Below are 18,699 nucleotides of genomic sequence, written 5' to 3' on the forward strand. Positions count from 1 at the left end.
TGCATCTTGGGGAGGGCCGGATGGGCGGTTTTCTGGTAGCGCTTGTGGCGATTGTCGTGATTTTCCTGCTGATGGGGGTCCGCGTCGTCCGGCAGGGCTATGTCTATACGATCGAACGGCTCGGCAAATATACGCTGGCGGCCGAACCGGGGCTCCACGTGATCATTCCCTTCGTCGATCGTGTCGGTCAGAAGGTCAACATGATGGAACAGGTGCTCGACATTCCGGGCCAGGAAATCATCACGCGCGATAACGCCATGGTGGGCGTCGATGCGGTGGTGTTCTTTCAGGTGCTGGATGCGGGGAAGGCGGCGTATGAGGTGTCGAACCTCTATCTCGCGATCATGCAGCTCACCACCACCAACTTGCGTACAGTGATGGGCTCGATGGATCTCGACGAGACATTGTCGAAGCGCGATGAAATCAACGCACGCCTGCTGTCGGTGGTCGATCATGCGACCTCGCCCTGGGGCGTGAAGATCACGCGCGTGGAAATCAAGGATATCCGCCCGCCTGCCGATATCTCCAATGCCATGGCCCGGCAGATGAAGGCGGAACGTGAAAAACGCGCCCAGATTCTCGAGGCGGAAGGCCTGCGGGCTGCGGAAATCCTCCGCGCCGAAGGGGAAAAGCAGTCGCAGATCCTCTCGGCCGAAGGACGGCGGGAAGCCGCGTTCCGCGATGCCGAAGCCCGCGAACGCGAGGCAGAGGCCGAAGCGCGCGCCACTCATATGGTGAGCGAGGCCATCGCCGAATCCGGCAGCCAGGCGATCAATTACTTCGTGGCGCAGAAATATACCGAAGCGGTGTCGCAGTTCGCCACTTCGCCCAATGCGAAGACCATCCTGTTCCCGGTAGAGGCGACCAATCTTATCGGCACGCTGGGCGGCATTGGCGAACTGGTCAAGGATGCGCTGGGTAACGGCGGGGGCAACAATGGCGGCGGCGGGGGCGATCCGGGCCGTGGCGCTGCGCCGCGTCGGCAGCCTGCGCAGCCGTCCAGCCCGGTCATTCCCCGGCCGACAGTGCCGCCATCGTCAGGCGGTGGTGCGTGATGGAGCCGTTCAGCGATCTCGATCCGCATTGGGCCTGGCTGGCGCTGGGGTTGATACTGGCAACGGCTGAAATGGCCGTGCCGGGATTCTTCCTGATCTGGCTGGCGGGCGCGGCGCTGATTACCGGCGTTGCGGTATGGCTGCTACCGATCAGCTTCGCACTGCAGATCGTCATTTTTGCGGTGCTGGCGATTGTCGCGGTGTTTCTGGGGCGCAATTACCTGCGGGCCAATCCGGTGGAAGCTGCCGATCCGGCGATGAACCGCCGCGGCGCGCGGTTGGTCGGTGAAGCGGCCACTGTCACCCAGGGGATCGAAAACGGCAGTGGCCGGGTGCATCATGGCGATAGCGAATGGCTGGCGCGTGGCCCCGATTGCCCACCGGGCACGCGGGTGCGCATCACCGGAAGCGATGGTGTGGTCCTGCTGGTAGAACCGGTTGCGTGAAACGCGACCCGGCCTCAACCGGGTCGGAACCTTCCGCGCGATCAGGCCATTTTGGCGGCGGAGCCGAAACGGCCATGCTTGCGAAAACGCACCATCCAGCGGTTGAGGAACAGTTCCAGCGGGCGCGGGGTAACGCCCAGTGCGCCGATGCCGGGGAACTGGCCTGACGGCGTGTTGCCAGCCTTCAGCAAATGCCACTGGTCGCGCGTAAGCGGCGCACCGGGCAGCCACCCGGTCAGCGTTGCGATCGCGCCCGATACGCCATCCGGCAGTGCGGCAAACACCCGCTGGCGGCCTTGCGCATCGGCAATCGCACGATTGAGCGTCAGTATGTCGACCGCTTCGGGTCCGGCGATTTCGTATGTCTTGCCGCCATGGGCCGCCGGATCGGCCAGCGCCGCCCCGACCGCACGGGCCGCATCGTCAACATGCAGCGGCTGCAGCTTCGCCGTGGGGGCGAAAACGGGCATGACCGGCAAGCGCGTGATCAGCCCGGCAAAGCGGTTGATGAAATTGTCGTCTTCGCCGAACAGAACCGAAGGGCGCAGAATGGTCGCTTCGGGGAAAGCGGCCAGAACTGCCTGTTCGCCTTCCGCCTTTGTCCGGGCATAGGCGACTTCGGACTGAGCATCGGCGCCGATTGCCGAAACATAAGTGAATGCGGCGACACCAGCCTGCTTGGCAGCGCGGGCGGCATGGCCGGCACCGCTGGCCTGCAAGGCATCGAGATCGCCCGAAAACGCACCGACCAGATAGACGGCGGCATCGGCCCCTGCCAGCAGCGGGGCAATGGTTTCCGGCTTGCTGGCATCGAACCGTGCGAACTGCATCTGGCCGAGCTGGGCCAGCGGCTTGAGCCGAAACGCCCGTTCGGGATAGCGCGCGGCGATCCGCAGCCGGGCACCGCGGGCCAGCAGATCTTGCGCGATATGCGAGCCAAGCAGGCCGCTGCCGCCGAGAAGGACTACCAATTTGCCGTTAAGCGGATCCGTGTTCGCCATGATATGCAGGTCCAGCCTGTGTTTCCGATTGCACTAGAGCCTGTCGCCATGCCGCAAGCCGTCGCACATCGCAAGGTGTGGCACGCACCCGTTTCCGTCGGTCGGAAGGATTCTTTGTAAACCGGGGGCAAACGGGCGCCCGGATCGCCTGTGCGCTCCGAATTTGTCCCTCTCCAGGGCGCATGGGCGCGACTGATCGCGTGACAACGGCGGTTCACCTTGTGGTTTAGATTCTCTTAACGATTGGGGGCGATGAGGGTTGGGTAACCAAATGTGGTGCGCAATTGTTGTCCCCCCCAACTTGATCCTAGTACCCCAAATCTTCTGGTCACGGGCGGCTTACGGGCCGCCCTTTTTTTGTGGTGCAGCGGGGCGTGCGATGCCGCTACTCTGCGCCGGTTATAGCCGGGAGGACAGGGCAGATGAGTAGGTTGCCGCATAAGACAGTGAAACTGGTGGGTTATGTCGCCATGGTGGGATGCTGGACGGCGCAGGTGCAGGCTGCCGCCACCCCGATCACGCTGGTCTGCGGCGCCGCCAATGTGGAAGACATGGCCGCACTGCGCGGTACCCCGTGGATTGTCGGCGGTGGGATGGGGGATCGCTATTTTCAGGGGGGCGGGCTGCATCTGATCGATACCCGCACCAACCGCATCCACAAGGCTGAACTGGCGATGGCCGCCGATGCCCGGCCAGAGGCCCCCTATGATGCGTGCCCCGGGCCTGTATCACCGGCGCAATTTTCGGCCCACGGGGTGAACGCCGCCCTCGGGCCCGATGGCGCCTACAGGATTTATGCCGTCAATCACGGCGGGCGGGAATCGATCGAGATCTTCCGCGCGGCCATCACGTCCGGCACGCCCGTGCTGCAATGGATCGGCTGCGTGCTGACCCCGGACACGGTGATGACCAATGCGATTGCGGCGCAGGCGGATGGCACGCTGGTGCTGTCCGCCTCGAACGCCGGGACCGCGCGCCTGCCATCGTTCTACGCCCTGTCACAGCGCCCACCGGCTGAGCAGGGGCATGAATGGGATGGCGAAACTGCCGGGCAACAGAAAGGGCTGGTGCTGACATGGACGCGTGAACAGGGCTGGGCGCCGGTGGCGAATAGCGCCCTGCCGGGGAATAACGGCATCGAACTGTCACGCGATGGCCAGTGGGCCTATGTCAATGCGTGGAGCGGCGAAAGCGTGACGCGCATACCGCTCGATCCGGCACGCGGCAAACCGGTCACGGCAAAGCTGGGCTTCAAGGCGGACAATATCCGCTGGGGCGATGACGGAACCCTGATCGCAACCGGGCAGCGCGCCACCGAACAGGAGGTGATCGCCTGCGCCTTTGGCGATGGATCGGCCTGCGCCATTCCCTATCGCGCGGCGGTGATCGATCCGGAAACACTGGCGGTCACACCGCTCTACGATGGCAAAGGATCGGACCGTTTCGGCGCGGCCACGGTGGGGCTGAAAACCGGAAATGCGCTATGGCTGGGTTCGCTCCGCAGCGATTGCGTGGCCCGCGTCACTTTGCCCCACAGGGCCGCTAAGGCGCTAGATTAAAGGCCATGACAGGCGGACGCGCAATCCCCCGCCGGGTGCGTCCGCCAGTTCAAGCGTGCCGCCGCTGGTGCCGAGATAATCGGTGGCGATCGCAAGGCCGAGGCCATGTTGCGCACCCCGCTGGTCCAGCCTGACACCGCGATCGATCACGGTGGGGCGCAAGTGTGCGGGAATGCCGGGGCCATCGTCGTCGATGGTCAGCCAGACGGCGCGCCCCTCCGTTCTGGCCCCCTCTGTTCCGCCAGCAACTGTGACACGGGATGCCGCATGGCGCGCCGCGTTTTCGAGAATGGCACCCAGCGCCTCCAGCGCCGCATCCTCGTTCAGGGGGATGACGAGATCGTCCGCGATGGCATTGGTCAGTACGATCCGCTGGCCATCGGGTGTGCGGTTGATCACCGCGATCAGGCGGTCGACAATCGCGCGCGCGGGCACGAAGCCGTGTGTCGGGGCCGTGCCGGTGCGCGCCAGTTCCCCTTCGATCGCGTGCGACAGCAGCGCGAGGCTCTGCATCATGTTGCGCTGTGTCTCGTCAGGCGCGAGACTGTCGATCTGCAAACGCAGGGCGGTGATCGGTGTTTTCAGGGCATGGGCAAGGTCGCGCGCGCGGCGGCGGGCCCGTTCGACATCCTCCGCGCGGCGGTCTGCCAGCGCGTTGATCGCATCGGTCAGCGGCTCGACCTCATGCAACTGCTGCGCCGGTTGAAACCGCGCCGCCGGGTTGCGCTGCATTGCCCCCAGTTCGGCGCGTAACCGGCCGAAGGGGCGCAGGCCCAACCGCACCTGCAACCACGAGGCCAGTGTCAGCGCGATCCACAAGATGCCGAGATAGAGCGCCAGTTCCTGTGAAAACCGGTGCTGTGCGGTGGATACGGGGCGCATGTCCGAGGCGACCTGCACCGTGATCCGCGGGCTGCCCGGATCGAGCTGCACCGCGCGCGTGACCAGCAGAATATGCGGTTCAAACGGGCCCGTGATTTCTTCCGCGCCCCATCCCGCTGCGGGCGGCGGATCATGCGGGGCGATTGCGCCATCCCATAACGAGCGTGACCGGATATCCCCGGCAGGGGCAGCGATGCGCCAGTACAGGCCGCTGGCCGGACGGTGGAACCGTGGATCGGGCAGCGGTGCGGTGAGGGCGGGACGGCCATCCGCTTGCAGCGAAAGACCCGCGATCAGCGACAGGCCCTGATTCTCCAGACTGGTCTGAAGCTGGCTGGTGGCATGCCGTTCGAACAGCAGGCTGAGAATGGCCCATGCCGCAGCCAGCGCCAGCGCGATGGTGACCCCCGCATAAAGCATGAGCCGGAGATTGAGCGAACGCAGCAAGCCCTAATCCCCGTCCGCCAGACAGTAGCCAAAGCCGCGCCGTGTTTCGATGATGCCGGGGCCAAGCTTGCGCCGCAACCGCGCCACCAGCGCTTCCACCGCATTGGCTTCGACCGCTTCGACCCCGTGGAGCATTTCGGAGATCGTCCCGGCGGAAAGCGGCCGCCCACCGCTGTGCGCCAGGGCGTCGATCAGCCGATATTCGAGGGGGGACAGCGACAGCGCCGTGCCATCGACACTGGCCTGCATGCGCCGCGTGTCGAGCGCCAGCCGCCCGAAAACCAGCACGGATTCGGCAAGGCCCGCGTTGCGGCGGATCAGGGCGCGCACCCGGGCGATCAGTTCCCCCGGCTCGAACGGTTTGGCGAGATAATCGTCCGCACCCGCTTCGATGCCTTCGACCTTTTCCCGCCACCCCCCGCGCGCGGAAAGAATGATCACCGGAAACTGCCGCCCATCTTCGCGCCAGCGTTTCAGCACGCTCAACCCGTCACGCCGCGGCAGGCCGAGGTCGAGCACCACGACATCGTAATCCTCGTCATTGCCCATGATCCACGCGGTGTCGCCATCGCTGGCCCGTTCCACCCGGAAACCGGCCTGGGTCAGCGCGATAGCCACGCCCTGCGCGATGATGTCATCATCCTCCACCAGCAGCAGGCGCATCGGTCAGTCCTCCTCGCGGTCGAGAATTGCCCCGGTCCGGGCGTCGATCTCCAGCTCTATCGATCGGCCCACCGGGGTGAGCACGGTGATTTCGTATTTGTGATCGTCATCGTCGTAATCCACTTCGATCACCTCACCCGGCGTATCGGCTTTCACAATCGTGAGTATGCGGGCCAGCGGCATCCGGTCGGGTGCCGGTGCGCCCGGTGCCGCACCAGCCGCTGGTTTTGCGATGGCGGGCTGTGCTTTGGCGGGTGGCTGCGCGGGCGGGTTGGGCGTGTCGGACCGGCTGGCGGAATCGCACGCGCCGGTCAGCAGCAAGGCCGCGATAAGGGGCATGAGACGGGAGCGGTTCGCCATGGAACCCCTTATTATGCCGATCTTACCTGACAGCAAACTGACGGTCGGCGTGGCGAGGGCGTCAGGCACACCCAGCTAGATGATTCGGTATGGACGGCGCCAGTGGGGCGGCGTTCCGATGGAAAGGACCGATCATGAAAAAGTTTGTTATTGCAGGTGCCGCCACTGTTGCCGTGATCGCCGGGGGCCTTGCCGCAACCGGGGCGATTGCCAATACCCCCGCTGCGGTAAAACAGGTGGCGGGCGATTTCTGGGCCGGTGCACATTGGGATGATGACGATGATGATCACCGTGTGCGTGGCCCGATCCCGCGGCCCAGTGAAGCGGCCTTGCGCAAGGCTGGCCTGGTGCGGGTCACCGAAGTGGAACGCGATGACGGCCGCATCGAAGTGGAAGGGTATGACGCGCAAGGGCGCGAACTGGATGTGACGATGGATGCCAAAGGGCAGAAGGTTCTGCGGGTAGAGCGCGATCGCGACTGATTGCTGTACTGATCATCGTATCTGAGCCATCGGGAGGGCGCCTGTCGAACAGGCTCCCTCCTTGATTTTTGCGAAATATGCCCCTGTCTGTCCCTTCTGCGGACACAAACAACGCCTTTGTTTGTTGTACCTTGTGACGCATGAACAAGGGGAGGTGGCAATGGCCGATACGGCTGATAGCGACCGGGAAGGGGCGCAGGTTTCCGGGGGTGAAGAGGCGCTGCAGCCGATCGTGGTTCCAGGCAGAAATTGCTGGAAGATTGCGCCTGCCCGCTCTGCGGCTGTAGTGGTCGATGCGGCGAATTACTATCATCTGATTCAGGAAGTCATGAGCAAGGCGAAGGAACGCATTCTCATTCTCGGCTGGGATTTCGACACCCGCATCAGCCTCGAACCGGAAAAGGGCAAGCATGCGGAAACGCTGGGTCAGTTCTTCCTCCGTCTCGCCAAAACCAATCCGGCGCGCGATATCGATATCCTGAAATGGAGCTTCGGCGCCAAGAAGCAGTTCCTGCATCCCGGTGCGGTCTGGATGCTGTGGCGCTGGGAACGGACCAAAGCGATCGATTTTCGTTATGACAGTGCGCATCCAGCGGGATGCAGCCATCATCAGAAAATCGTGGTGATCGACGATTGTTTCGCCGTGTGCGGCGGGATCGATATGTCCACCGCGCGCTGGGACACGCCCGAGCATTTGGATGACGATCCGAACCGGCGGTTGCCCAACGGCAAACTCTACACGCCGTGGCACGATGTTACGATGCTGCTGGCGGGGCCTGTGGCTGGCGCTTTGGCCGAATTGGGGCGGGATCGCTGGGCCGTGGCAACGGAAAGCGAACTGCCCCGGCTGTCCGATAAGCACGAGGAACTGTGGCCCGACGATCTGACGGTCCAGTTCGAGAACGTGGATGTCGCCATTGCCCGCACACGCGCGGAGTATCGTGAGGTCGAGGAGGTGCGCGAGATCGAGATGCTCTATCTCGATATGATCGCGGCGGCCAAGCGGTTCATCTATCTGGAAAACCAGTACTTCACCTCACCCAAGATCGCGGCGGCCGTGGCAAACCGGATGGAAGAGGCGAACCCGCCCGAAATCGTCATGGTCATGCCGCGTCAGGCGCATGGCTGGCTGGAACAGATGGCGATGGATGCCGCGCGGGTACAGTTGACGCGGGCGATCGGAAAGGTCGACCCGAACAATCGCTTCCGGATATATGTCCCGGTCACCCAGGGCGGAAATGACATCTACGTGCATGCCAAAGTGGCGATTGTCGACGATCGGTTTCTGCGGGTCGGGTCCTCCAATCTCAACAACCGTTCGCTCGGGTTGGACAGCGAATGCGATGTGATTATCGATGCCGCACTGGAGGCCAATCGGGATACCCCAGCGGACATCGCGCGCGTGCGGACGCGCTTGCTGGCCGAACATCTGGGGGTTGATGAACAGACTTTTGCCGACGCGTTCGCACGCCATGATTCGCTGATCGATGCGATCGAGGCGCTGCGCGGCAAGGGCAAGACGCTGGATCTGCTCGATCTGATCAAGCCGGGTCCGTTCGACAAGTTCATTGCCGAAAATGAATTGCTCGATCCTGAAAATGCAGAAGGTTTTCTCGATCCTATATCCGAGCGGGGGCTGCGCAAACGCTGGCACAGCATCCGCAGATGGCGCGGGTTTCGCAGGCGGCGTCAGACTGCCTGATCGAGATTGCGCCCTTTCGTTTCAGGGGTCATGAACAGCATGATCGGTATCGCAAGCCAGGCTGTGACGGCCAGCCCGGTTGCCGCCGGGCCAATGCCGCCGACCCGCGCGCTGAGATACCCCATGACGGCCGGAGCAATGACCACGCCCCAGCGCCCGATCAGGTTGTTGCACCAGCCATTGGCCGCACCGCGCAATTCCGTGGGGAACAGTTCGCTGTTCAACGTGTAGCCGACGACCCAGATTCCCAGCATCGCCTGCAGCCCGATAAAGCCTGCTGCAATCGCCTTCCAGTCGGTCGAGGCATAGCAGAGCATGGTCAGCAGGCCGAGCAGCCCGGCAAGCAGGCAAACGGTCCAGCGACGTCCGATCGCATCCGACAGGAGGCCGGCTCCCATATAGCCCACAAAGGCGCCAATCAGGCCGAAGGGGGCAATCATGGCCAGATCGGTTGCCGGCCAGCCCCGTTCCTTCACGACATAAAGGGTGAAGAACAGCCCGCCCACCGAACTGGCGAAATTGATAATGAACCACAGCAGGCTCATCGCGATAAAGGACAGGCGCAGACCGGGGGCGGTGAGTTGCTTCAGTTCCGCGATCGCGGAGGGGCGGGGCAGTCCGCGGTCGCGCGCGGCCAGCCAGATCGGCGTTTCGCGCAGGCGCCAGAACAGCAGTGGCATCATCACCAGCGGGGCCGCCCCGATCACGAACAGCAGGCGCCAGCCGAGCGGAGTCTCCAGCGCGGGCGCAATGGTCAGGAACGGCAGCGCCGCGCCGAAGCTGCCCATCGCACCAAGCAGGCCGTTGGCCCGGCCACGCAATTTGGGCGGCAGGGATTCGCTGACCATGAGATAGGCCAACGCCACCTGGCTGACGAGCAGCGCCCGCGTAACGAACTGGATACCGGTGTAGGACGGAACATCGGTCGACAGTACGGTTGCCAGCGATCCCAGTGAAAAGCCTGCCGCAGCCAGCAGTAACATCGGGCGGCGGCCAAAGCGGTCGGCCAGCCGCAACAGAATCCATGCCCCCATCGATCCCAGGGCGATCACGGCCAGTGCTTCGCCCAGCCGTTCGATGGGCGTGCCGAATTCCTCGCTGAGATAGGGCAGGACCACGCTGGTCGCGCTGACATCGAACCCTTCGAACATCACCACCACCGCCAGCAGGGCAAGGGTAATGAAATGCTGGCGCGTCAATCGTTCGCCCTGTTCCGCGCCATCGGCTGTCATGTGTGTTTAACCTTGAAAATAATGTGTTCCGGGCTGTTTGCCGGAACATCCGATCCCGTTGGGCAGGACAATTGAGGTATGGGGCGCGATGGTCAAGACCGCTGCCACGCCTGCCCACGGCTCAATTGTATCATGACAGGGAAAGGATCAGAGACTGTCCAGTGGCACGACACGGCACCGGGGGATGGGATGGTCGTTGGCGCTGATCCACCGCAGCAAGGCAGTGCCGGATCGATGGCCGGTGGTGTCGATCCAGTTGCCCACGCCGGGATCGCGTTCGGCGACGACGATTCGCAAGACCCCGTCGCTGTCAAAACGGGCTGTTCGCTTCGTAAGATAAGCATTTGGGATAAATGTATAATCGGCGGATTCCATCCACCAGTTCTGCAATACGAAATTCCAGAACCGGCATTCGGGCACCTCGGTTTCAATCAACCACGCCTCGCCCGGTTCCAATTTCCAGTAACCGTGCAGGTAATGAATATTGGGGTCTCCGCCGACATTCTGGAAAATCGTCTGATCCCACGGCGACAGGGTGTTGGGGTGGGACATGAACATCTCGCTCCACCCGGCGAACGCTCTCGCCGTGTGGGTGGCGAAGCCCGCCGAGGCGGTGAGCGCGGCTGCCATTGCATCGGGATCGGCAGGGGCCGGGCGTTCGGGGCGGTTCAGACAGGTGATCTGCAGGTCCGCAGGGGTTTCGTCTGCGCGATCGAGAAAGGTCTGGCGGACAAGCAGCATCGTGCTGTCGGATTGCATCGGTAGCCAGTTGCCTTCCTGCGGGGTCGCGCTGAGCGTGATCGTGAAGCGGCCATCGTCGGCGATATCCATCGCGGCATCTTCCAGTTCGCCGGTGGAGGCCATTTTGCCATCGATTGCGAAGCGGTTGGCCTTGGTGCCGAAGCTGAGATAGGAAACTGAACCGCGCGTGCCGGTGATGACATAGTCGCGATCGCCGCGAATAGTCGCGTTCATATAGAGATTGTCGGGATTGTCGCCGCCGATTTTCAGCGTGTCGGTGGTCAGGCGGTAAAAGCGCGGGAAATCGGGATTACCGCCTTCGATAATGGATTCAAACGCCGCGCGGGTCAGGCGGGAAAGATAGCGTAGCCCTTCGGCCTGATCGATTGCGGTTCCGGGGGCGTTCGGCAGATCGAGCACCGATCCCGCTTCCGCAAGTTGCATGCAGAACTGACGCCATGTGTCGGAAAGCCTGACATCCATCCTTCGTCTCCTCGATACCGGCGTGCGTGTTCCCGTGCCGTTGGCTCTAGAAACTCACACGCCGAATGCCGAGGCAAGCAGGCGCAGGGCTTTTGTGGCGGTCTGTGGAAACTATGACCGCATGAAAGCCCGGCTAGGCCGAGGCGACGAATTTGAGGTTGGTGTAGGCGTCCAGTCCTTCGATGCCGCCTTCATGGCCATGGCCGCTATGCTTGATGCCGCCGAACGGCGTTTCGGGTGTGGAAATAGCCAGCGAATTGACGCCGACCATGCCGGCTTCGATAGCATCGGCAATCGCCTGGCTGGTTTGTGCCGAACGGGTAAAGGCATAGGATGCAAGGCCAAGCGGCAGCGAATTTGCGCGTTCCACCACTTCATCGAAATGTTTGAACGGTACGATCGGGGCAATCGGACCAAACGGTTCTTCTGTCATCAGGCGGCAGGTATCCGGCAGATCGGTAATCACGGTCGGCTGGAAGAAGAAGCCCTGGTTGCCGTGCTTCGCACCGCCCGTCATGATCTTGCCGCCCGCGTCGCGCGCGTCCTGCACGAATTGTTCCATCGCATCGACCCGGCGGGCGCTGGCAAGCGGGCCCATCTGGCTGTCGGGTTCGAGACCGGGGCCGACCTTGATGGCTGCGGTCAATTCGGTGAAGCGCGCCACGAACCGGTCATAGGCGTCCTGCTGGATGTAGAACCGTGTCGGCGCCACGCAGACTTGCCCAGCATTGCGGAATTTTCCTGCCACCAGCGTCTGGGCGACCTGATCGATATCGACATCGTCAAACACCACGACGGGCGAATGCCCGCCCAGTTCCATCGTGGTGCGCTTGAGCGTTTCGGCGGCCTGTTTCATCAGCAGTTTGCCGACCGGGACCGAACCGGTGAAGGAAATTTTCCGCACCGCTTCGGAACGCATCAGGTATTCCGAAACGAAAGCGGGCTGGCCGAACACGAGATTGAGGACACCGGCAGGCAGCCCGGCATCCACAAAACAGCGCGTCAGTTCGAAACAGGTGGCCGGGGTTTCTTCCGACGGCTTGATAATGATCGAACAGCCCGCCGCGATCGCGCCCGCCATTTTGCGGATGGGGGTCACGGCAGGGAAATTCCAGGGGGAAAACCCTGCCACCACGCCGACTGGTTCATGCATGACCAGTTGGCGGACACCGGGGACACGGCTGGGGACGATCCGGCCATAGGACCGCTTGCATTCTTCCCCGTACCATTCGACGATATCCGCCGCATAACCCAGTTCAACGCGCGCTTCGGCAACGGGTTTGCCCTGTTCCAGCGTCATCAGGGTAGCGATGTGATCGGTGCGTTCGCGCACCAGTTCGGCGGTCTTGCGCAAGATGCGCGCGCGTTCGACCGGAGGGGTCTTCTTCCACGTTTTGAACGCCGCCTGCGCGGAAGCCAGCGCATCATCCAGAACCTGCTGGTTTGCGAAAGGGCAGTCGCCGACGGAAGCGCCGGTTGCGGGGTTGATGACCGGTTCGGCATCGCCGTTGCCATCGCGCCATTTGCCATCGATCAGAAACTGGATAACAGGATACATTTTCGGGCCTCTCCGGGTCATATCATTGCTGAAGCCGCGATCACCTGTCACGCGGCGCAGATTTTGCCTTGAATGGGTAGGGAGGCCGCATCGGTCGGTAAAGTGTTTGTTGGGCGAACGCTCTGTTCTTGTGCATAAGCGCCATCTGGTTGCGCGATCTGGAGAGAAGTGGCTGATTGTAAGCAGATCTCTCCATCCGTTGTTAACCAATTTTTGGTAAGCGGTTCGGGTAAGGGGCGAAGCTGTGCATGTTTAGGTTCGGTGCCAAACAAGATCGATTGTCGAGATGGTTATTGGGCACCCGCGTTGCTGTGCCCGCATCGCTTTCGATGCAGTTGACCGGCGGTCTGTTTGGCGCCTTTCCCCTGTTTTTGGGTGGCATTCTTAACACTATTGCGGTTGCTGCCGTTGCCGCCTGGCGTCATCCATCGGCGGCGTTTCTGGTCTGGTTGGGGTTCGAAATCCTGCTTGGCATTTTCCGTATCGGCACGCTGGTGTACGGGCGGCGCGAAATAAAACGGGATGGAAAGCCCCCGGTTCTGTTGTCGGCCATTCTGTCCTGCTGTTGGGCGGTGTCGTTGGGATACGGGGCCTTTCTGTCGCTTGGCAGCGGGGACTGGACGCTTTCGATTATCGTTTGCCTTTCGGTCGCAGCGATGGTCAGCGGCATGTGCCTGCGCAATTTCGGCACCCCGCGGCTGGCGGCAACGATGGTCGTGCTTGCGCTTGTGCCCTGCGCCATCGCGGGATTGTTGAGCCCGGAACCGATCATTGTGATGATCGGCCTGCAATTGCCAATCTTCATGGCGACGATCCTGTCGGCCTCGTTTTCGCTGCACAAATTGCTGGTGTCCCGAGCCGTCGCGCTGAGCGATCTGGAACGGAGTGAATCGCTGAACGACACGATGCTGCGGTTCAGCCCGGACTATACCTTTATTCTGGACGAGCAGTTGTGCATCCTCTTCTTCAACCGCCCCTACAACGTGACTACGGAATATGGGGATCGGCGGGGGGAGCAGTGGCTGAATCTCCTGCCGCCGGAAGATCGCAATTCCGCGATGAAAGTGATGGAAAACTGCAAGGCGGGGCGCGCAGACAAACTCATAACCTATTATGTCGACACGCAGGGGCAGCGGCGCTGGCTGGACGTGGTGATCAACCGCATACCCGATGGTTCGAACCGGATAATCGTGGTTGCCCGCGATATAACGGATCAGAAGGCATCGGAAGAAAAGGCGCTCTGGATGGCGCGGCATGATGCGCTGACGGGTTTGCCCAACCGGGATCTGTTGCAGGACAGGCTGGATGCCGTGCTGGAGACGGCGGACGATAACCGGATGGTTGCGCTCCTGATCCTCGATGTCGACAATTTTAAACTGATCAACGATACGCTGGGCCACGATGCGGGGGACAGGGTGCTGTGTACCTTCGCCGACCGTTTGCGCGCGGCGGTTTCCGAAGATGATATGGTCGCCCGCACCGGGGGAGATGAATTCGCGTTTCTGCTTGCGGCGGAATGCGAAGCCAGCATTCATGAGGCTGCGGCGCGGATATTCACCCAGTTGCGTAAACCGATCGAATACGATGGACGCCTGCTCGAATGCGGAGCCAGTATCGGGGCCAGTGTTATTCCGCGCGACGGCAAGACGCGATCCGAGATTCTCAAGTCCGCCGATATCGCGCTTTACGCGGCAAAGGCTGCGGGCCGGGCACGGCTCAAGATTTTCGAGCCGGCGATGATGGATGAAGTGGAAGGTCACCAGAAAATGCTGGCGACCGCGCGGCGCGCGCTGCAGGGCGACGCGATCGTTCCCCATTATCAACCCATCGTGTCGTTGCACAACGAACAGATCATCGGGTTCGAGGCGCTGTTGCGGTGGCGCGATGGGGATGGCCAGATGCATACGCCCGATCGCATGCTGGCGGCGTTCGAAGACCCTGCGGTCGGCACGCAACTGAGTGAATGCATGCTGGAACGTGTGCTCGAAGATGTGCGCCAGTGGCATACCAGCGGGCTGCCTTTCGGCCATGTCGCGATTAACGCGGCGGCTTCCGATTTCCGCACCGGCCATTTCGTGCAGAGCCTGCTGGATCAGCTTGAACGGAAGCAAATTCCGCCGTCCTGCATCCATGTCGAAGTGACGGAAAGTGTCATCATGGGGCGCGGCGCCAGCTACGTGGAAAACGCGCTGCAGGAACTGAGCCGACGTGGCATCCGGATATCGCTGGATGATTTTGGCACCGGGTACGCGTCGTTGTCTCACCTCAACCATTTCCCGGTCGATCAGATCAAGATCGATCGATCGTTCATTCGGCAGATCGGTTCGCACAATGATTCCGCGACCATTTGCGCCGCTGTGATCAATCTGGGACACAGTCTCGGGCTGGGCGTCATTGCGGAAGGCATCGAAACCGCCGAACAGGAAGCCCGATTGCTGGGTATGCGCTGCGCCATGGGGCAGGGGTATCTCTATTCGGACGCGATTGCCGCCGCCGCGGTGCCGGACGCGATCAGGCGACGCTCATTCGCAGGCGCGATGCATTCTGCGCATTCGTGGATCGGCTAAGGCCCTAGGCCGGCTGCATCGCGCTGGCCATGGCGTTGCACTGGTTCAGCAAGGCATCCATCACCACCCTGATCCGCGGCATGTGGCGCATGTCGGCGTGAACGCCCAGCCAGATATCGCGCACGAGATCGGGTGTGGTGGTATTCAGCCTGATCAGGCCGGGTTCGGCATCGGCGCGAAATCGGGGCAGGGCGGCAATACCCGCGCCGCTTGATGCGGCGGACAACATGACTTCGCGGCTGTTGGATCGAAAACCGACCGAAGCCTCGGGATAGAGATCGCGCAGCCACAGGGCTTCGGGCAGATGTTCTTGATCTTCAAGCACGGTGACCAGCCTTGCATCGGCGCCGTGCTGGCGGTCTCTCCACGATTCCGCGGCATAGATGCCCAGCGAAAACGACCCCGCTTTCCGTGCGAAGATATCATGCCCTTCAAAGCGGGTCATGCGCAGGGCAAGGTCGGCTTCGCGTTTCGACAGGCTGAGTGAACGCATATCGGGAACCAGTTCGATTACGATGCCGGGGTGGACCTGCTGCAACCGGGCAAGCGCGGGGGCGACAACGCGATCGGCGATGGTGTCGACCGTCGTCAGGCGGACGACACCTTCCAGCGCGATATCGCGGCCGACAATCGCGCGTTCGGCGGCCAGAGCCTCAGCATCGATCCGTTCGGCATTGGCCAGCACGCTTTCGCCCAGCGCGGTCAGCGCATAGCGGCCGGGCAGGCGTTGCAGCAGACGCGCGCCCATGCGCCGTTCCATCGCTTGCAAGCGGCGGCCCATGGTTGGTTGCGTGACGCCCAGTTCGCGCGCCGCGGCGGAAAGCGTGCCGCGCCGGGCAATGGCGAGAAAGGTCTGCAGATCGTCCCATTGCATCGACTGACTATGCGATAACGCATAGGAGATAGTCAATATCTTCTATTTCAATGCATTTTTGCATGGTTATATTCCACACAAGATTTGCGGCGAACCGCATACCAGGAAAGGAAATCGCGATGAGCAAGGTTCTGGTTCTCTATTATTCGAGCTATGGCCATATCGAAACGATGGCCGAAGCCATTGCGGAAGGCGCCCGTTCCACCGGGGCACAGGTCGATATCCGCCGTGTGGCGGAAACGGTGCCCGAAGACGTGGCCCGGGCCAGCCATTACAAGCTCGACCAGAAGGCGCCCATCGCCACGGTGGCGGAACTGGAAAGCTACGATGCCATCATTATCGGCACCGGGACGCGGTTTGGCCGCATTTCCTCGCAAATGGCGGCGTTCCTCGATCAGGCAGGCGGTTTGTGGGCGCGCGGTGCACTGAACGGCAAAGTTGGCGCGGCATTCACGTCCACGGCAACGCAGCACGGCGGGCAGGAAACGACCCTGTTCTCGATCATCACCAATATGCTGCATTTCGGGATGACCGTGGTCGGTCTCGACTATGGTTTTGCGGGGCAGATGCGCAATGACGAAGTGGTTGGCGGTGCGCCTTACGGGGCCACGACCATTGCCAACGGGGATGGCAGCCGTCAGCCCAGCGAGACCGAACTGGAAGGTGCACGCTATCTCGGCAGGCGGGCGGCAGACACGGCAACGAAGCTGTTCGGCTGATCGACCCACGAACAGGGCAGGTGGCGGCGAAACGGGCAACCGATCTGCCGCCGCCGGCCGAATTTTCTGCTACTTCAACTGGCGCTTCTCTAGCTTTCGGGCCAGCGTCCGGCGATGCATGCCCAGCCTGCGCGCGGCTTCCGAGATGTTGAAATCGGTTTCCACCAGTGTCTGATGGATATGTTCCCATTCCAGCGTCTTGATGGAGGATTGGCGGCCATCCACCGGGGCATCGGCATTCCCGTCAGAGAGGTCAAAAGCCGCTTCGATATCGTCGGTATTCGACGGTTTCGCGAGGTAATGCGATGCGCCCAGCTTGATCGCCTCGACAGCGGTGGCAATGCTGGCAAAGCCGGTGAGGACGACGATTTTCATCGCCTCGTCACTGGCGCGCAGATCCTGCACGCAGGCGAGGCCCGATGCGCCGCCCAGTTTCAGATCGACCACGGCATAGTGGGGCCGGTTGTGCTGGAGCAAAACCAGCAATTCTTCGTGGCTGCTGGCCGATATCACCGCATAACCGCGCCGTTCGAAAGACCGCGTGAGCGTGCGGGCAAAAGACGCGTCATCTTCCACGATGACAAGCTGGCGTTCGGGCGGCTGTTCGCTGGCGGTATTCATCGTCTCGGCGCTCCGTCATAGGCGAGGGCCGCAAGGGGCAACTGTATGCGTACCCGCGCACCGCCTTCGGGCCGGTTTTCCGCTGTGGCCTGCCCGCCCATTTTGCGTAACACATTTACCAGCAAAAACAGCCCCAGACCCCGACCTGCCTGCCCCTTGGTCGAACGATAGGGTTGGCCAAAACCTTCCAGCATTTCGGGTGTGAAACCGGGGCCCCGGTCGGACACTTCCAGCGCCAGACGATCGCCCTTGCGCGCGGCGCTGACCCCGATCCATTCGGGGGATGCTTCGGCGGCATTGTCGATCACATTGCCTATAACCTGCCGCAATGCCGGATCGGACACGATCGGCATATCCTCCATGAAGCGTTCGTCATAATCGAGTGTGGTGGTGCGCCATGCCGTGCGGCAATCAGCGACAATGCCCCGAAGAAACGTGCGCATGGTGGTCACTTCCGGGGCGATGCCGCGCGCTTCCCCGGCGGAGTTCAGAATGCCGCTGACAATCGTCTTGCAGCGCTTCACCGCCGCATCCATGTCGGCCAGATCGTCCTGCAGTTCCTGATCCTTGCTGATCTGGGGCAGCCGTCGCCAGTCGCCGATCAGAACGGATAGTGAGGAGAGCGGCGTGCCCAGTTCGTGCGCGGCGCCCGAGGCGAGCAGGCCCATGCGCACGATATGATCTTCTTCGGCGGCGCGTTGCCGGATCGCGGCGAGGGCGGCATCGCGATCGCGCAGGTTACGGCTGATCCGGGTGACGAAGGCGACCAGCAGGACCGCGATCAGCAGGAAGCACACGAGGCTGCCCTTGAGGTAAAGACCCATCGGATCTGCCAGATAACGCTGCGGCAGGGCCAGCGGCACGGGATTGATTGTGAGCAGACCCAGCGCCAACAGCGATGCGGCGACTATGCCCCATGATGTGAAGGGTTTGAGAAGAATGGACCCCAGCACGATATGCAGCAGGAACAGCGAGGCGAAAGGGTTGGCCAGGCCGCCCGAAAATTGCAGCTGCCAGGCCAGTACCGCGACATCGATCAACAGGGCGATCGTCAGTTCGCTGTTGGTGACGGCGCTTTTTCGGCGAAGCAGGGGGAGACAGGCGATATTGATGACCGCCAGAAACGCCACGGCCGTCAGCATGGGAAACAGCGGAAGCTTGATCCCCATGAAGTTGTGCACCAGCTCAATTGTCGCCAGCTGTCCGCCCACGGCCAGCCAGCGCAACTGGATGAGCAGCCGCATATTGCGGCGTCCGGCATCGGTTTCCGGCACGGCAACGGGCGAAAAATCGGTTTCGGGCATTGG

General features: G+C 62.2%; 17 protein-coding genes. 7 read left to right on the forward strand and 10 right to left on the reverse strand.

Features of this window, described 5'->3' with window-relative positions; genetic code table 11:
• The first annotated feature begins 20 nt into the window (after positions 1 to 20).
• Both EGO55_RS15980 and EGO55_RS15985 read left to right on the forward strand, forming a co-directional pair.
• Positions 21 to 1,055 carry an SPFH domain-containing protein gene (locus tag EGO55_RS15980; protein WP_021688372.1) on the forward strand — a complete coding sequence of 345 codons (1,035 nt, stop codon included), beginning with the start codon at positions 21 to 23 and terminating at the stop codon, positions 1,053 to 1,055.
• The gene (locus EGO55_RS15985) at positions 1,055 to 1,501 is read left to right on the forward strand and encodes an NfeD family protein (RefSeq protein WP_021688371.1); all 447 of its coding nucleotides are present in this window, start codon (positions 1,055 to 1,057) and stop codon (positions 1,499 to 1,501) included. The genes EGO55_RS15980 and EGO55_RS15985 overlap by 1 nt, the downstream gene beginning before the upstream one ends.
• Positions 1,502 to 1,542: 41 nt before the next feature.
• Here EGO55_RS15985 and EGO55_RS15990 read toward each other — a convergent pair whose 3' ends face one another.
• Positions 1,543 to 2,502, reverse strand: coding sequence for a complex I NDUFA9 subunit family protein (locus EGO55_RS15990; RefSeq protein WP_021688370.1), 960 nt, complete (start codon positions 2,500 to 2,502; stop codon positions 1,543 to 1,545).
• A gap of 422 nt (positions 2,503 to 2,924) precedes the next feature.
• Here EGO55_RS15990 and EGO55_RS15995 point away from each other — a divergent pair, with 422 nt between their 5' ends.
• Entirely contained in the window at positions 2,925 to 4,061 is a 1,137-nt protein-coding gene (locus tag EGO55_RS15995; RefSeq protein ID WP_021688369.1) for a hypothetical protein, read from the forward strand.
• Here the strand turns inward: EGO55_RS15995 and EGO55_RS16000 are convergent.
• Genes EGO55_RS16000 through EGO55_RS16010 form a run of 3 tightly spaced genes read right to left on the reverse strand, consistent with a single transcriptional unit; the run spans position 4,053 to position 6,413 of the window.
• Positions 4,053 to 5,390: a sensor histidine kinase gene (locus EGO55_RS16000; RefSeq protein ID WP_021688368.1), complete on the reverse strand. Its 1,338-nt coding sequence runs from the start codon at positions 5,388 to 5,390 to the stop codon at positions 4,053 to 4,055. The genes EGO55_RS15995 and EGO55_RS16000 overlap by 9 nt on opposite strands.
• A 3-nt stretch (positions 5,391 to 5,393) precedes the next feature.
• Positions 5,394 to 6,053 carry a response regulator transcription factor gene (locus EGO55_RS16005; protein WP_021688367.1) on the reverse strand — a complete coding sequence of 220 codons (660 nt, stop codon included), beginning with the start codon at positions 6,051 to 6,053 and terminating at the stop codon, positions 5,394 to 5,396.
• 3 nt (positions 6,054 to 6,056) lie between these two features.
• Positions 6,057 to 6,413 carry a PepSY domain-containing protein gene (locus EGO55_RS16010; RefSeq protein ID WP_021688366.1) on the reverse strand — a complete coding sequence of 119 codons (357 nt, stop codon included), beginning with the start codon at positions 6,411 to 6,413 and terminating at the stop codon, positions 6,057 to 6,059.
• Between the two features lie 134 nt (positions 6,414 to 6,547).
• Here EGO55_RS16010 and EGO55_RS16015 point away from each other — a divergent pair, with 134 nt between their 5' ends.
• Positions 6,548 to 6,895, forward strand: a complete 348-nt coding sequence (locus EGO55_RS16015) for a PepSY domain-containing protein (RefSeq protein WP_021688365.1) — start codon at positions 6,548 to 6,550, stop codon at positions 6,893 to 6,895.
• Positions 6,896 to 7,055: 160 nt separating this feature from the next.
• Positions 7,056 to 8,597 carry a phospholipase D-like domain-containing protein gene (locus EGO55_RS16020; RefSeq protein ID WP_021688364.1) on the forward strand — a complete coding sequence of 514 codons (1,542 nt, stop codon included), beginning with the start codon at positions 7,056 to 7,058 and terminating at the stop codon, positions 8,595 to 8,597.
• Here EGO55_RS16020 and EGO55_RS16025 read toward each other — a convergent pair.
• The 3 genes from EGO55_RS16025 to EGO55_RS16035 form a co-directional block, all read right to left on the reverse strand.
• A complete protein-coding gene (locus EGO55_RS16025; RefSeq protein WP_021688363.1) occupies positions 8,585 to 9,829 on the reverse strand; it encodes an MFS transporter in 1,245 nt (414 codons plus the stop codon). The two genes, EGO55_RS16020 and EGO55_RS16025, sit on opposite strands and share 13 nt — an antisense overlap.
• A gap of 147 nt (positions 9,830 to 9,976) precedes the next feature.
• On the reverse strand, positions 9,977 to 11,053 hold the full coding sequence (locus EGO55_RS16030) for a DUF1214 domain-containing protein (RefSeq protein WP_021688362.1): 1,077 nt from the start codon (positions 11,051 to 11,053) through the stop codon (positions 9,977 to 9,979).
• A 133-nt stretch (positions 11,054 to 11,186) separates the two neighbouring features.
• Positions 11,187 to 12,611, reverse strand: coding sequence for an NAD-dependent succinate-semialdehyde dehydrogenase (locus EGO55_RS16035; RefSeq protein WP_021688361.1), 1,425 nt, complete (start codon positions 12,609 to 12,611; stop codon positions 11,187 to 11,189).
• A 293-nt stretch (positions 12,612 to 12,904) separates the two neighbouring features.
• Between EGO55_RS16035 and EGO55_RS16040 the strand changes: the two genes are divergently transcribed.
• Entirely contained in the window at positions 12,905 to 15,178 is a 2,274-nt protein-coding gene (locus tag EGO55_RS16040) for a putative bifunctional diguanylate cyclase/phosphodiesterase (protein WP_021688360.1), read from the forward strand.
• Between the two features lie 4 nt (positions 15,179 to 15,182).
• Here the strand turns inward: EGO55_RS16040 and EGO55_RS16045 are convergent, their stop codons facing one another.
• A complete protein-coding gene (locus tag EGO55_RS16045; protein ID WP_021688359.1) occupies positions 15,183 to 16,088 on the reverse strand; it encodes a LysR family transcriptional regulator in 906 nt (301 codons plus the stop codon).
• An 83-nt stretch (positions 16,089 to 16,171) separates the two neighbouring features.
• On the opposite strand from EGO55_RS16045, the gene wrbA reads away from it, so the two are divergent.
• Positions 16,172 to 16,771 (forward strand): NAD(P)H:quinone oxidoreductase, encoded by a 600-nt coding sequence (gene wrbA, locus EGO55_RS16050; RefSeq protein WP_021688358.1) that lies wholly within the window; start codon positions 16,172 to 16,174, stop codon positions 16,769 to 16,771.
• A 69-nt stretch (positions 16,772 to 16,840) separates the two neighbouring features.
• Here the strand turns inward: wrbA and EGO55_RS16055 are convergent, their stop codons facing one another.
• Both EGO55_RS16055 and EGO55_RS16060 read right to left on the reverse strand, forming a co-directional pair.
• The gene (locus EGO55_RS16055) at positions 16,841 to 17,392 is read right to left on the reverse strand and encodes a response regulator transcription factor (protein ID WP_021688357.1); all 552 of its coding nucleotides are present in this window, start codon (positions 17,390 to 17,392) and stop codon (positions 16,841 to 16,843) included.
• On the reverse strand, positions 17,389 to 18,696 hold the full coding sequence (locus EGO55_RS16060) for an ATP-binding protein (RefSeq protein ID WP_021688356.1): 1,308 nt from the start codon (positions 18,694 to 18,696) through the stop codon (positions 17,389 to 17,391). The genes EGO55_RS16055 and EGO55_RS16060 overlap by 4 nt, the downstream gene beginning before the upstream one ends.
• Positions 18,697 to 18,699 lie beyond the last annotated feature (3 nt).

It is taken from the genome of Caenibius tardaugens NBRC 16725 (genome assembly GCF_003860345.1).
Lineage (GTDB): Bacteria > Pseudomonadota > Alphaproteobacteria > Sphingomonadales > Sphingomonadaceae > Caenibius > Caenibius tardaugens.

What these genes read in the sequence shown, in the direction of transcription:
- wrbA (WP_021688358.1), top strand. Translation starts at nt 16,172, where the DNA reads ATGAGCAAGGTTCTGGTTCTCTATTATTCGAGCTATGGCCATATCGAA.
- EGO55_RS16030 (WP_021688362.1), bottom strand. Translation starts at nt 11,053, where the DNA reads ATGGATGTCAGGCTTTCCGACACATGGCGTCAGTTCTGCATGCAACTT.
- EGO55_RS16055 (WP_021688357.1), bottom strand. Translation starts at nt 17,392, where the DNA reads ATGAATACCGCCAGCGAACAGCCGCCCGAACGCCAGCTTGTCATCGTG.
- EGO55_RS16010 (WP_021688366.1), bottom strand. Translation starts at nt 6,413, where the DNA reads ATGGCGAACCGCTCCCGTCTCATGCCCCTTATCGCGGCCTTGCTGCTG.
- EGO55_RS16020 (WP_021688364.1), top strand. Translation starts at nt 7,056, where the DNA reads ATGGCCGATACGGCTGATAGCGACCGGGAAGGGGCGCAGGTTTCCGGG.
- EGO55_RS16005 (WP_021688367.1), bottom strand. Translation starts at nt 6,053, where the DNA reads ATGCGCCTGCTGCTGGTGGAGGATGATGACATCATCGCGCAGGGCGTG.
- EGO55_RS16060 (WP_021688356.1), bottom strand. Translation starts at nt 18,696, where the DNA reads ATGCCCGAAACCGATTTTTCGCCCGTTGCCGTGCCGGAAACCGATGCC.
- EGO55_RS15995 (WP_021688369.1), top strand. Translation starts at nt 2,925, where the DNA reads ATGAGTAGGTTGCCGCATAAGACAGTGAAACTGGTGGGTTATGTCGCC.
- EGO55_RS16035 (WP_021688361.1), bottom strand. Translation starts at nt 12,611, where the DNA reads ATGTATCCTGTTATCCAGTTTCTGATCGATGGCAAATGGCGCGATGGC.
- EGO55_RS16015 (WP_021688365.1), top strand. Translation starts at nt 6,548, where the DNA reads ATGAAAAAGTTTGTTATTGCAGGTGCCGCCACTGTTGCCGTGATCGCC.
- EGO55_RS15980 (WP_021688372.1), top strand. Translation starts at nt 21, where the DNA reads ATGGGCGGTTTTCTGGTAGCGCTTGTGGCGATTGTCGTGATTTTCCTG.
- EGO55_RS15990 (WP_021688370.1), bottom strand. Translation starts at nt 2,502, where the DNA reads ATGGCGAACACGGATCCGCTTAACGGCAAATTGGTAGTCCTTCTCGGC.
- EGO55_RS15985 (WP_021688371.1), top strand. Translation starts at nt 1,055, where the DNA reads ATGGAGCCGTTCAGCGATCTCGATCCGCATTGGGCCTGGCTGGCGCTG.
- EGO55_RS16025 (WP_021688363.1), bottom strand. Translation starts at nt 9,829, where the DNA reads ATGACAGCCGATGGCGCGGAACAGGGCGAACGATTGACGCGCCAGCAT.